Origin of the sequence: Rathayibacter sp. RFBD1 (genome assembly GCF_002932915.1) — a bacterium.
Lineage (GTDB): Bacteria > Actinomycetota > Actinomycetes > Actinomycetales > Microbacteriaceae > Rathayibacter.
The window spans coordinates 16,680-28,711 of the sequence record NZ_PSWQ01000015.1 but is presented as its reverse complement, the minus strand read 5'-3'; the positions used below and the strand labels follow the sequence as shown (position 1 = coordinate 28,711).

Genomic DNA, 12,032 nt, shown 5'->3' with positions numbered 1-12,032 from the left:
CGGCTAGCGGCCGAGATCGAGCGAGGACGTCGCGTCGATGTCCGAGTTGCTGCGGCGGGCCCGCTCGACGTACTCGCCGGCCTTCGCCGTCTCGGTCTGCAGGACTCCGACGGTCTGGGCCATGCTGTCGAGCGCCTTGATCTTGAAGTCCGAGATCGAGTCCATCGTCTGGTAGATGTTCGCGAACGCGGCCTGCAGCTGCGGCAGCCCGACCGTGGCCGAGGCGGCCTGCGACTGGATCGAGGCGGACTGGTCGGCGAGCATGCGCGAGGTGGCCTCGATCATGTTGGACGTCGTGGTGTTCAGCGCCGTGATCTGATCGAGCACGAGGCGCTGGTTGGCGAGCGCCTGCGCGACGATGACCGCCGTCCGCAGCGCCGAGACGGTCGTGGTCGTCGCGCGGTCGACGCCCTTGATCAGCTCGACGTTGTTCTTGATGACGACGTCGATCGCGAGGTAGCCCTGGATCGACACGGCCAGCTGGGTCAGCAGGTCCTGGTGCTTCTGGCGCGCGTAGAAGAGGACGTCCTCGCGCAGCGCCTTCGCCCGCTCCGGATCGGTCGCGTCGAGCTCGGCGATCTTCGCCGAGAGCTTCACGTCGAGCCGCTCGGCGACGTAGATGTACTCGTTGAGACGGGTCATCGTCTCCCAGAGGTTCTGCTTCTCGAGATTCAGGGCCGCGTTGTCCTTCCGCAGCTCGTCCTGCCCGTCGTACAGGGCCTGGATGATTGCGTTCAGGTGCGACTGGGCGCTCTCGTAGCGGCGGAAGTAGTCGGTGATCTTGTTGCCGAACGGGATGAAGCCCAGGATCTTCTTCTGCAGGTTGTCCTCGGACGGGTCCAGATCCTCCACCGTGCGGCGCAGCTCGAGCAGCGTCTTGCCGATGGTCGACCCCTCGGAGAGCCCGCCCTCCTGGAGGGCGCGCACCGGCGTGCTCAGCAGCCGGTTCGACGAGTCGGCGGCCGAGCGGATGTCGGCGTCGCCCATCGTGCGGATGTCGTTGGCCCGCGTCGCGAACTCGGGGCTGCGGGACTCCGTCGCCAGGAGCGTGTCGAGGTAGCCGTCGACCTTCGCCTCGAGGCCGGGCAGGGCGGCTTCCGGGACCTTCGGCGCGATCGACGGCGCCGAGGTGGTCGGCACCGCTGCCACCGGCTCCGGAGGCGTGAGCGAGAGGGCGTTCTGGACGGGCGGCTGCAGGGCCTCGGTCATCGGGATCCTCACCGTTCCTGGCGCTCGGCGCCGACTGGGATGAACGTCCGCCCAGCATATCCCGGGCCCTCCCGCGGGATCCCCGCGAGCCGCCTCGTCCGAGGACTCGACGCGATCGGGCGGCTGTGGAGGAGCATCCGCCGCCGGTCAGACCACCTTCGGGCGCCTCCGCAGCGTCGCCACCGCGACTCCGGCCAGGGCGAGCGCGCCTCCGAGCAGCGCGGCGAGCGGCGGGGTCTCGCCCAGGACGAGCCAGGACAGCAGCACGACCACCGCGGGCACCGCGTAGGTGGACGCCGCGGTACGACCCGCGCTGGAGCGCGCGAGGACGTACCCCCACGTCGTGAAGGCGACGGCCGTCGGGAAGATCCCGAGGTAGACCACGGCCAGGATCGAGGAGAGCGGAGCGGCGGCGAGCGCCTCGACGAGCTCCGGTGCGAAGGGCAGGCACGCGACCGTGCCGGCGAGGCAGCCGAGCCAGGTCATCGTCGGCGCGTCGATCCGGCCTAGCAGGCGCTTCTGGAGGGTCGCCGCGCTGCCGTAGACGACGGCGGCGACCAGGCCGAGGGCGACGCCGATCACGTCGAACTGCCCGGTGGAGGTGGAGAACGCGATCACCGCGACGCCGGTCAGCGCCACGAGCATCCCGGCGAGGAGACGGCGGGGGAACCCCTCCCCCAGCAGCAGCCCGGCGAGCACGGCGGTGATCATCGGCGCGATGTTCACCAGCAGCGCCGCCGTCCCCGCGTCGACATGCCGCTCCGCAGCGTTCAACGCCAGGTTGTAGACCCCGAACCAGGCGACCCCCCAGCCCAGCACGAGCAGGAGGAGGCGCCCGCGCGGGACCGCCGTGCGCGGATCCGGAGCCGCCTCCGAGCGGCGCCTCCGGGCGGTGAGGACGACGCGCACCACCGTGAGCGCGAGCGACCCCACCACGATGCGGCCGAGGGTCAGCGCGCCCGGGCCGAAGTCCTCCGTCGTGGCGCGGATGCCGACGAAGGCCGACGCCCAGAGCAGGACGGTGACCGCGATCGCGCCCCACAGCAGGAGGGCGTCCCTCGTGGAGGGCGGGGCGGAGGAGGAGACGTCGGTCATGAGGCCATCGTGGCGCCGCCGGGGATTCAGCACCAGTTCCGTTCACTGTCGGATCGTTCAGCCGGACTGTACGGTCGTCTCATGCTCGACGTGCACCGGCTCCGCATCCTCCGCTCCGTCGTCGCCTCCGGCTCGATCGCGGGAGCCGCCTCCGGCCTCGGCTACACGCCGTCCGCCGTCAGCCAGCACCTCTCCGCTCTGCAGCGCGAGACCGGACTGACCCTGCTGGAGCGGGTGGGCCGCGGCGTCCGCCCGACCCCAGCCGGACGCGCCCTCGCCGCCCAGGCGGACCGCGTCCTCGAGCGCCTCGCCGAAGCGGAGGCCGTGGTGGACGAGCTGCGCGAAGGCCGCTCCGGCCGCCTCTCGGTGACGTACTTCGCCTCCGTCGGCAGCGCCTGGATGCCGGAGGTCGCCCGCCGGCTGACCGCCGCGTTCCCCGGCCTCGCCCTCGATCTGCGCCTGGGAGAGGAGCTCGACGACGACCTCGGCGCGCGCCCCGACGTGCAGCTCCTCGTCGCCTCCTCCGAGCCGACCGCCCCCGGATTCACGGCGCACCACCTCCTCGACGACCCCTACCTCGTCGTCCTGCCCGACGGTCATCCGCTCGCCTCCCGGAGCGAGATCGACCTCGCCGAGCTCGCGAACGAGCGCTGGGTCGACAACGACCTGCCCACCGGCTGGTGCCGCCGGAACGTCGTGGAGGCCTGCGCCGCCGCCGGGTTCGCGCCGCCCTTCCACGTCCAGGCGAACGACCACATCACCGCCGCCGCGTTCGTCGCCGCGGGCATGGGAGTGACGGTCCTGCCGGAGCTCGCGGCCCACCGCCTGCCGGACGGCGTCCGCGCCGTGCCCGTCGTCCGTCCCCGGCCCGTCCGCTCCCTCGAGGCCGTCGTGCGCAACTCCGCCGCCTCCTCCGCACCGGTGGCCCTGGTGCTGGAGACACTGAAGGCCCTCGTCGCGCGCCGCTGAGCGCGCCTGCACGGGCGAGCTCGCAGCACATCGGAGCACGATGGGCGCGTGAGCTCCGTCGAACCCGTCACCCGTTCCGCGCCCGCGCTCGGCGGACCGCGCATCCTGAAGCAGCGCTGGACCGAGGCGACGTTCCTGCACTGGCGGGTCGACCCCGCCCTGGTGGCGCCCCACCTCCCGGCCGGGACGAGGCCCGACGAGCACGACGGCTCCTCCTGGGTGGGCCTGATCCCGTTCCGGCTCTCGCGGACGGCCTTCCTCGGCGGCCCGCGGGTGCCCTGGCTCGGCACCTTCCCCGAGGTGAACGTCCGGCTCTACTCCGTCGACGGGCAGGGACGACGCGGAGTCGTGTTCGTCTCGCTCGACGCCTCCCACCTCCTTCCCGCGCTCACCGCGCAGGCGGTGTTCGGGCTCCCCTACCGCTGGGCCCGGATGAGCATCGAGCACCGCCACGGCGCGGTGATCTACGACACGATCCGGCACTCGGACTCGGCCGCCCGCTCCCGGATCGTCGTCCGCCCGGGCGACCCGCTCGGCGAGGACCCGCTCGCCTCGTTCCTCACTGCACGCTGGGCCTACCACGAGCGCCACCTGGGCTCCACCTGGTACGGCCGCAACCTGCACCGGCCGTGGCCGCTGCGCCGCGCGGAGCTGCTGGCGCTCGACGACGGGCTGCTCGACGCCGCGGGCTTCCCCGGGCTGGCGACGCGCGCGCCGGACTCGGTGCTGTACTCGGCCGGAGTGGAGACCGTGTTCACGGTGCCGCGGAAGGTGTGAGGGGGGCGGGAACGCTCCTCCACATGCGGCTCTTCGCGATGCTGTCCGATGGAACGGCGGTCCCGAGGTCCACGACGAGACTTCGTCCGCTGAGATCAGGGCATGAAGGAATCGGCGACAGTAGACGACTCACTCACGGAGGCGCTCGCGCTCGCCAGCTCACGGCACGCCGAGCGCTCTGCCGTCGAAGCATCCCGGTACCGGGCGATCGAGGAGGTACGCCGCCTCGCGATGGCGGCACCGGCGGCGCTCGTCGGCGAGCACGTCCAGGTGCAGGTGGATCGGGCGGAGGCGGCGCACCGGGCGCTGATCGCGGAGCTCGCGACGGGACTCCGGGTCTCGGAGTCGCACGCCTCTGCACTGGTCGACGAGGCGCGCCTGCTGGTGAACGACCTCCCGGCGACGTTGCGCGCACTCGCGGACGGAGCGCTCTCCCCCGAGCATGCGCGACTCGTGGTGCGAGGAGCAATCGACGTCCCGGCTGAGGCCCGTGGGCGCTTCGACGAGGAGGCCGCGACGATCGCGGTCGCCTGCACGCCGCCCCAGCTGCGACGCGCCCTCCGGTCGCTCCGGGAACGGCTGCACCCGCAGACGCTCAGCGAACGTCATCGGGACTGCGCCCGTCGTCGCGCGCTCTGGGTGGAGGGCCTCGACGACGGGATGGCGATCCTGCACCTCTACACCGCAGCTCCCGATGTGCTCGGCGCGATGGACAGGATCGACCGGGCCGCCCGCTCCCTCGCGGATCTGCCGGACGAGGAGCGGACGCTGGGCCAGCTCCGCGCGGACATCGCCGCTGCGCTGCTGATCGACGGGGAGACATCGGCCGAGGGAGACGGCACGTCGATGCCTGCGGGAGTGCGCGCCGAAGTCGCGGTGACCGTGCCTGCACTGACCCTCCTCGGGCGCTCCGACCAGCCCGCCGTCCTCGACGGATACGGACCCGTCGATCCGGAGACCGCGCGGCGTCTCGCAGCAGGTGCTCCCTCGTTCACGCGGCTGCTCACCCATCCGGAGAGCGGAGCGGTCCTCTCCGTCGGACGCGACTCCTACCGAGTGCCGGCGGACCTGCGTCGCCACCTCCAGCACCGCGACGGGACCTGCCGGTTCCCGGGATGCACCCGCAGCACGCGCCGCGCGGACGTCGACCACACGAACGACTGGCAGCACGGAGGCACCACGTCGGCCGACAACCTCGCGCACCTCTGCCGACACCACCACCGGCTCCGCCACACCACGGGGTGGACGCACCGGCAGGAGCCGGACGGCACGCTGCGCTGGACGAGCCCGACGGGACGGCAGCATGTCACCCGGCCCGGGGAGCCAGGGAACGGGACGGAGGGCGGACACGATCCGACCGGGACCGGCGGGCCGTGACAAGGGGCAGGTCGGGTGGCGTGGACCGGCAGGTCAAGGGGCGGGCCCGCTTCGGCGCGCCCGCGTAGCGTGGACGGCACGGGCCGATCGGCGCGGAAGCGACAAGAGGGGCAGCGACATGGCAGGAACGAAGGCCAGGAAAGACGCGACGACGGGGACCTCGGCGGTGCTCTTCGACATCGACGGGACCCTCGCCGACACGAACTTCCTCCACGTCGAGGCGTGGTCGCGCGCCTTCTGGCAGGCCGACCTCGTCGTCCCCGCCTGGCGCATCCAACGAGCGATCGGCGCAGACTCGTCGGAGCTGCTCGACATGCTCCTCGAGGACGACGTGAAGGAGGAGCAGCGCGCACTGGTGAAGTCGCTGCACACCAAGAACTACGCCGAGACGACAGCACGCATCGTTCCACTCCCGGGAGCTCGCGAGCTCATCGCGACGCTCGTCGGTCGAGGCGTCCACGTCGTCCTCGCCACCTCGGCACCGCAGAACGAGCTGGACGTGCTTCTCGACGTCCTCGACTTCGGCGGCTCCGTCCACGCTGTCACCAGCGGCGCAGACGTCTCGACCGCCAAGCCAGCACCCGACCTGATCTCGATCGCGCTCGACCGCGCGGGCGTCTCCGTCGACCGCGCCGTCATGGTCGGCGACGCGACCTGGGACGTCCTGGCCGCCGAGCGCGCGGGCCTGGCAACGGTCGGAGTCCTCTCCGGCGGTACCTCGGAGCACGAACTCCGCGAGGCTGGGGCCGTCGCCGTCTACGAGGACGCGGCGGCCGTCCTGACCGGTCTCGGTGAAGGGCCCCTCGCGAGCCTCCTGAACTGACCGACCGCCACCCCAGGAGGCTCACGAGCCTCAGTCGCGGGGTCGCCGTCGCAGCACGAGGAGCGTCACTCCGATGGCGGCGGCGACCGCGGCGAGAGCGCCGCCGATCCACAGGACGTCCCCGAGGAGTGCGGGGTCCGATCCGGACGTCGCCTGCGCTTCGTCGGCTGACTCGGCCTGTCCTCCTGAGACCGCGACGGTGCCGTTGCAGTCCGGGACCGAGTCCGACCCGTCGGCGAGCGCGGTCCCGTCGGACGGCGCCCAGTCGAACGCGTACTGGCCCGACACGGGGTGCCCGTCGGTGGACACGACCTGCCAGGTCACCTCGTACTCCCCCGCCGCGCCGAGCTCGAGCGGCATCGACGCTTCCGGCCCGACGACGCTGACGCAGCCGTCGCCGTAGTAGAGCCCGTCCGGCCCGACGACGCGCAGAGCCGCCGCCGTTCCGTCTGTCCCGAGGACGAGCAGGTCGTCGTTCGTCGTCAGCACCAGCGTTCCCGGCTGCTCCGTCACGGTCGAGTCCGCAGCGGGAGTCGTCGAGACGAGGTAGTTGTGCGCGCTCGCGGGCGCCGCCACCGCGATCGAACCGAGCAGCCCGATCGCGGTAGCGGCGACGAGGGCCTTCCGACGGGTCACGCCGACGCCCGGGGTCCGCGGCGGCGGGAGGCGAGCCCGACGGCCACGCCGACCGCGCCGACGACGAGCCCGCCGACTCCGAGGATGCGGGCGAGCACGTCGTCGCCGCTCGTGGCCGTCGTCGCCGAGGCGGTGGTCGCGACCGCGTCGTCACCGTCGCCGTCGTCGTCGTGTCCGCCCCCGTGGCCGGAACCCGCTTCCGCCGCGGTCACCGCGACGGTGGGAGCGGGCAGCTCGGGCTCGTCCTGGCCGTCGACGGTCGGCTGGTCCCAGGCGGTGCTGCCGGTCTCGCACGTCTGCAGCACGGGGAACTCCAGCGTGGAGCCCGCCGCGTCCTCGGGGAGCTGCAGCTGGAGGGCGACGGTGTCGCGGTAGCCGTCGGCGAGGGGCGTCTTCGCCGTGTAGACCACGTCCGAGACCCGCTTGGTCGCGGTGTTCCCGTGGGAGTCGGTGACCGGGTCGGCGATCGCGACCTCGTTCTTCACGACGTCCCAGTTCGGGTTGATCGTCGGGCTGACCGAGTTGATGCCGTCGGGCATCGTGATCGTGAGTCCCGTCGTCGGCGAGCCCTCGCAGCCGTGGGCCAGCGAGAACGTCACCACCGTGTACGAGCCGGCGGCGGTGCTGCTCGCCGCCGCGGTCACGTGGGCGCTGGCCGCCGTGGGCGCGGCGACAGCGAGCGCGATCGATCCGGCGGCGACGAGTGCGCCGCTGCCGACGAGGCGGAGCCGCGAGAAGGAAGAAGAAGAAGAACGGGTCATGACGGTCGTGTCCTCGGGGGAGATCCGGCGCGGGGCCGGGAGTTCTGGACGCAGCGCGGGTTCGCGGTGCGTGCGGGGCGCCGACCGGAGCCGCTCCCGCACGGGAGGGGCGTCAGGCGGCGCGGAGGACCCGCAGCGGCGGCCCGCGGTGCCGGAGGATCGAAAGGACCGCGTCGAGGGATCGAGTCGCCCGCGGCTCGTGGGTACCCGTCATCGAGACGCCGGGGACCGACGGGAGCGCGACCGCGGACGCGCGGGCGACGATCCGTACGACGACGCGCTGGAGGCCTGCTCCCAGCGTCCAGAAGAGGCGCTCGCCGTACCGGAACGCCGCGATCGTGAAGGCAGCCGCAGCGAGGTGGGCGACGAGCATCAGCGGAGCGTGGGCCGCGTGTCCGCCTCCGCCGGCGATCAGCTCGATGGTCGACCCGTCGTGGAAGTGCGCGCCGGTGCCCGTCGTCCCGACCACGCTCACCTCCCCACCGCTGCCCGTGATGAGGAAGAGGCCGTGGTACGCGATCTGGCTGAGGAGCACGGAGAGCGTCAGCCGGGGAAGGGACGGACGGCGCCCCGAGAGGAGGACGCAGACGACGACGGCGAACGCCGCGGCGAGGGCGAGCACGGCAGGAGCGGGGGTCTCGGCGCCCGCGAGCGTGTGGGAGGCGGCGGCCGTGGCGGTCGCGGCGAGAGCGGCGGCGACGCCGCGAGCCACTCGTGCACCTCGGGTCTGCACTCGCCCGTCCTCTCGTCGTCGCGTCGACGCGTGCGCGCGACGTCTCCAGGGTAATCGACGCGGCGGAGCAGCTCCCCGCCGTCCCGGTTCCCTGCCGTTACGAAGCCGTTACCTAGATCACCGAAAGAAATCCAAACCCCCGCAGGGAGGGCTCCGAACACATGTCAACGGCCGCGAAACGGTCCACACAGAACAGGTCCTCCGCATCACGTGGGGGCCGTCTCACGAAGGAGTAATCCCATGCGATCCACCAAGCGTTCCGCCCTCGCCGCATTCGCCCTGCTGGGCACCGCCGCCCTCGGCCTCACCGCCTGCTCGAGCGGAAGCGGCTCGACCACCGCCGCCAGCGACGCGGCGACCGAGATGTCGACCCCGATGGCCACCTCGTCGGCTTCCGCCTCCTCGACCCCCATGGCGACCATGGACCCGGCCGCGAACCTCGTCGGTCCCGGCTGTGCCGCCTACGCCGAGCAGGTCCCGGACGGCGCCGGCTCGGTCGAGGGCATGTCGCTCGACCCCGTCGCGACCGCCGCGTCGAACAACCCGCTGCTCACCACCCTGACCGCTGCGGTCTCCGGTGGCCTCAACCCCGACGTCAACCTCGTCGACACGCTGAACAGCGGCGAGTTCACCGTCTTCGCCCCGGTCGACGACGCGTTCGCCAAGCTCGACGCCGCGACCGTCGACTCCCTCAAGACCCCCGAGGGCGCCGCCACGCTGTCCTCGATCCTGACCTACCACGTCGTCCCCGGCCAGATCGCCCCTGACGCGATCGCCGGCGACCACGCCACCGTCCAGGGTGGCAACCTCACCGTCACCGGTTCCGGCGACGACCTGAAGGTCAACGACGCGTCCGTCATCTGCGGTGGCGTCCAGACCGCCAACGCGACCGTCTACCTCATCGACACCGTGCTGACCCCCCCGGCCAGCTAATTCCCCTCACCGGCTCCGGCCGGTGAACACGCCGAAGGGCGGGCACCTCGCGGTGTCCGCCCTTCGGCGTTCGTGCGTGCAGAAGCCCTCCGCGAAGCCGGGCACTGCAGAGTCGTCCAGCACAGAGCCGTCCAGCACAGAGTCGCGCAACGCAGCGCCGCCCCACGGGAAGCCGCACAACGCGGAGCCCTGCGCAGTGCGGAGTCGGAGGGTCACCACGACCCGGCACTCGCCGTCACGCCGCACCACAGCACCCACCACGAAAGACGACGAGGCGCGGACCCCGATGCAGGGGGTCCGCGCCTCGTCGTCGTGCGGTCGGCGGCTACTCGGCCGGGGCGCTGATCTCGCGCAGGACGCGGTCGCCGGGGCGGGCCTCGATCATCTCGGCCTCGATCTCGGCCCGGTCGAGCAGCTCCTCCATGCGGCGGCGGCGGTTGCGCGTGATGAGCGTCACGACCGTGCCCGTCTTGCCCGCGCGGCCGGTGCGGCCGGAGCGGTGGAGGTACGTCTTGTACTCGTCGGGAGCGTCGGCCTGGATCACCAGGTCGATGTCGTCGACGTGGATGCCGCGCGCGGCCACGTCGGTCGCGACCAGCACGTCCACGCGTCCACTGGTGAGCAGTGCGAGGTTGCGGGTGCGGCGCGACTGGTTGAGGTCGCCGTGGAGGCTCGTCGCGGGGATGTCCGCGTGGTCGAGCTGCTCCGCGAGCTGCTCCGCGAACGCGCGGGTCCGGGCGAAGATCAGCGTCTTGCCCTGGCGGGCGGCGAGCTGCTCGATGATCTCGGCCTTGTCGCGGTGCTCGATCAGGAGCACGCGGTGGTCGATGGTCGAGGACGCCTGATCCTCGCCGGCGACCTCGTGGACGCTCGGCTCGACCAGGAACTCGTCGACGAGCGTCGCGACGCCCTTGTCGAGCGTGGCCGAGAACAGCAGCCGCTGGCCGCCGTCGGCGGTCTGGCGGAGGATGCGCTGCACGGGCTCGAGGAAGCCGAGGTCGCACATGTGGTCGGCCTCGTCGAGGACCGTGATGGTGATGTTCGAGAGGTCGAGGCGGCCCTGCTCGACGAGGTCCTCGAGGCGGCCCGGCGTCGCGATGACGATGTCGACTCCGCGCTGGAGGGCTCCGACCTGCTTGTACTGGGGGACGCCGCCGTAGATGGTCGTCGTGAACAGGCCGACGGAGCGGGCGATCGGCTGGATCGTCCGGTCGATCTGCATGGCGAGCTCGCGGGTCGGCGCGAGGATGAGCGCCCGCGGAGCGCGGCCCGGCTTGCGGCCCTTCGCTCCGTTGTTCTCCATCAGCCGCTCGACGACGGGGGCGCCGAAGGCGATGGTCTTGCCGGAGCCGGTCTTGCCGCGTCCGAGGACGTCCTTGCCGGCGAGCACCTCGGGGATGGTCGCGGCCTGGATCGGGAACGGCGCGGCCGCTCCGAGCTCGGTCAGCATCCGGACGATGTTCCCGCCCAGGCCGAGGTCGCCGAAGGTGACGCCCTCGACGTCGACGGCGAGAGTGGCCGTCGCCTCGAGGCGCTCGAGCACGACGTCGTCGGCCTGGTGCGGCGCACGGGCGTCGCGGCTGGGGTAGAAGTCCGAGCCGGAGTCGCGGCGCGAGGGCCGGGAGTCGCGGTCGAACGAGCGGGTCGGGCGGTCGCCGCGGTCGTGGCCGCGCGAGGGACGCGCATCCCGGTCGAAGGAGCGGGCCGGGCGGTCGCTGCGGTCGAACGAGCGGGCGGGACGCTCGGTGCGGTCGTAGCCGCGCGAGGGGCGCTCGTCGCGGTCGCCGGTGCGGACCGGACGGTCATCGCGTCCGTAGGAGCGGGCCGGACGATCGTCGCGGTCGTTCGAGCGGGCCGGACGCGCGTCACGGTCGAAGGAACGGGCCGGGCGGTCGCTCCGGTCGAAGGAACGCGCAGGACGGTCATCGCGCCCGTAGGAACGGGCCGGACGATCGTCGCGATCGTTCGAGCGGGCCGGACGCGCGTCACGGTCGAAGGAACGGGCCGGGCGGTCGCTCCGGTCGAAGGAACGCGCAGGACGCTCATCGCGCCCGTAGGAACGCGCCGGACGGTCGTCGCGGTCGTTCGAGCGGGCCGGACGCGCGTCACGGTCGAAGGAACGGGCCGGACGGTCACTGCGATCGAAGGATCGCGCCGGACGCTCGTCGCGATCGTTCGAGCGGGCCGGGCGTGCGTCGCGGTCGTACCCGCGGGCCGGACGCTCGTCACGGTCGTTCGAGCGGGCCGGACGCGCGTCGCGGTCGTAGCCGCGCGAGGGCCGCTCGTCGCGGTCGTTCCCGCGGGCGGGCCGATCGGCGCGCTCGGTGGCCCGCTCGGCGCGCTCGTCGGCGTTCCAGCGCGCCTTCTTGGGGGCGTTCTCGTCGACGGCGCGGAAGCCGCGGTGGCCCTCGCTGCGCGAGCCCGGCTTGGCGCCGGGGAAGCGCGAGCGGCCGCCGAGCTGGGACTTGCCGCTCGAGGCGCCGAAGCGGTTGGGCTCGAAGTTCTTGGCCGGACGTCCGCCGGCGGGCTTCTTGTTCTTGGGCATGGCAGTTCTTCCTGGGTTCAGGTCGTGCGCGAGGAGGCGACGCCGGAGGAGCCCCGTCGTGAGGGGCGTCCGTGCGCTGGACTGCTGCGGGGCAGCAGGGGGAGAACCCGGGCGAGTCATTGACCGGGGCCGATTCACACATGTGATTCGTCTCACGACGACTGTCGGAGACTC

General features: G+C 72.5%; 11 protein-coding genes. 5 read left to right on the top strand and 6 right to left on the bottom strand.

Annotation, left to right across the window (positions count from 1 at the left end; genetic code table 11):
• Positions 1 to 3: 3 nt before the first annotated feature.
• Positions 4 to 1,209: a toxic anion resistance protein gene (locus C5D50_RS07390; RefSeq protein ID WP_104223833.1), complete on the bottom strand. Its 1,206-nt coding sequence runs from the start codon at positions 1,207 to 1,209 to the stop codon at positions 4 to 6.
• A gap of 147 nt (positions 1,210 to 1,356) precedes the next feature.
• Positions 1,357 to 2,304 carry a DMT family transporter gene (locus tag C5D50_RS07385; protein WP_104283182.1) on the bottom strand — a complete coding sequence of 316 codons (948 nt, stop codon included), beginning with the start codon at positions 2,302 to 2,304 and terminating at the stop codon, positions 1,357 to 1,359.
• 81 nt (positions 2,305 to 2,385) lie between these two features.
• Here C5D50_RS07385 and C5D50_RS07380 point away from each other — a divergent pair, with 81 nt between their 5' ends.
• The 4 genes from C5D50_RS07380 (at position 2,386) to C5D50_RS07365 (ending at position 6,250) form a co-directional block, all read left to right on the top strand.
• Positions 2,386 to 3,273: a LysR family transcriptional regulator gene (locus tag C5D50_RS07380; protein ID WP_104283181.1), complete on the top strand. Its 888-nt coding sequence runs from the start codon at positions 2,386 to 2,388 to the stop codon at positions 3,271 to 3,273.
• Positions 3,274 to 3,321: 48 nt separating this feature from the next.
• On the top strand, positions 3,322 to 4,050 hold the full coding sequence (locus tag C5D50_RS07375; protein ID WP_104283180.1) for a YqjF family protein: 729 nt from the start codon (positions 3,322 to 3,324) through the stop codon (positions 4,048 to 4,050).
• 102 nt (positions 4,051 to 4,152) lie between these two features.
• A complete protein-coding gene (locus C5D50_RS07370) occupies positions 4,153 to 5,427 on the top strand; it encodes an HNH endonuclease signature motif containing protein (RefSeq protein ID WP_104283179.1) in 1,275 nt (424 codons plus the stop codon).
• A 118-nt stretch (positions 5,428 to 5,545) separates the two neighbouring features.
• Positions 5,546 to 6,250 (top strand): HAD family hydrolase, encoded by a 705-nt coding sequence (locus C5D50_RS07365; RefSeq protein WP_104283178.1) that lies wholly within the window; start codon positions 5,546 to 5,548, stop codon positions 6,248 to 6,250.
• A gap of 30 nt (positions 6,251 to 6,280) precedes the next feature.
• Here the strand turns inward: C5D50_RS07365 and C5D50_RS07360 are convergent, their stop codons facing one another.
• The 3 genes from C5D50_RS07360 to C5D50_RS07350 all read right to left on the bottom strand — a co-directional run bounded on the left by C5D50_RS07360 (position 6,281) and on the right by C5D50_RS07350 (position 8,359).
• Entirely contained in the window at positions 6,281 to 6,886 is a 606-nt protein-coding gene (locus C5D50_RS07360; RefSeq protein ID WP_104283177.1) for a copper resistance CopC family protein, read from the bottom strand.
• Entirely contained in the window at positions 6,883 to 7,647 is a 765-nt protein-coding gene (locus tag C5D50_RS07355; protein WP_104283176.1) for a YcnI family protein, read from the bottom strand. The genes C5D50_RS07360 and C5D50_RS07355 overlap by 4 nt, the downstream gene beginning before the upstream one ends.
• 112 nt (positions 7,648 to 7,759) lie before the next feature.
• Positions 7,760 to 8,359 carry a hypothetical protein gene (locus C5D50_RS07350; protein WP_104267144.1) on the bottom strand — a complete coding sequence of 200 codons (600 nt, stop codon included), beginning with the start codon at positions 8,357 to 8,359 and terminating at the stop codon, positions 7,760 to 7,762.
• 261 nt (positions 8,360 to 8,620) lie between these two features.
• Between C5D50_RS07350 and C5D50_RS07345 the strand changes: the two genes are divergently transcribed.
• Positions 8,621 to 9,313: a fasciclin domain-containing protein gene (locus C5D50_RS07345; protein WP_104223824.1), complete on the top strand. Its 693-nt coding sequence runs from the start codon at positions 8,621 to 8,623 to the stop codon at positions 9,311 to 9,313.
• 325 nt (positions 9,314 to 9,638) lie between these two features.
• Here C5D50_RS07345 and C5D50_RS07335 read toward each other — a convergent pair whose 3' ends face one another.
• Positions 9,639 to 11,858 (bottom strand): DEAD/DEAH box helicase, encoded by a 2,220-nt coding sequence (locus C5D50_RS07335; protein ID WP_104288977.1) that lies wholly within the window; start codon positions 11,856 to 11,858, stop codon positions 9,639 to 9,641.
• Positions 11,859 to 12,032: the final 174 nt, after the last annotated feature.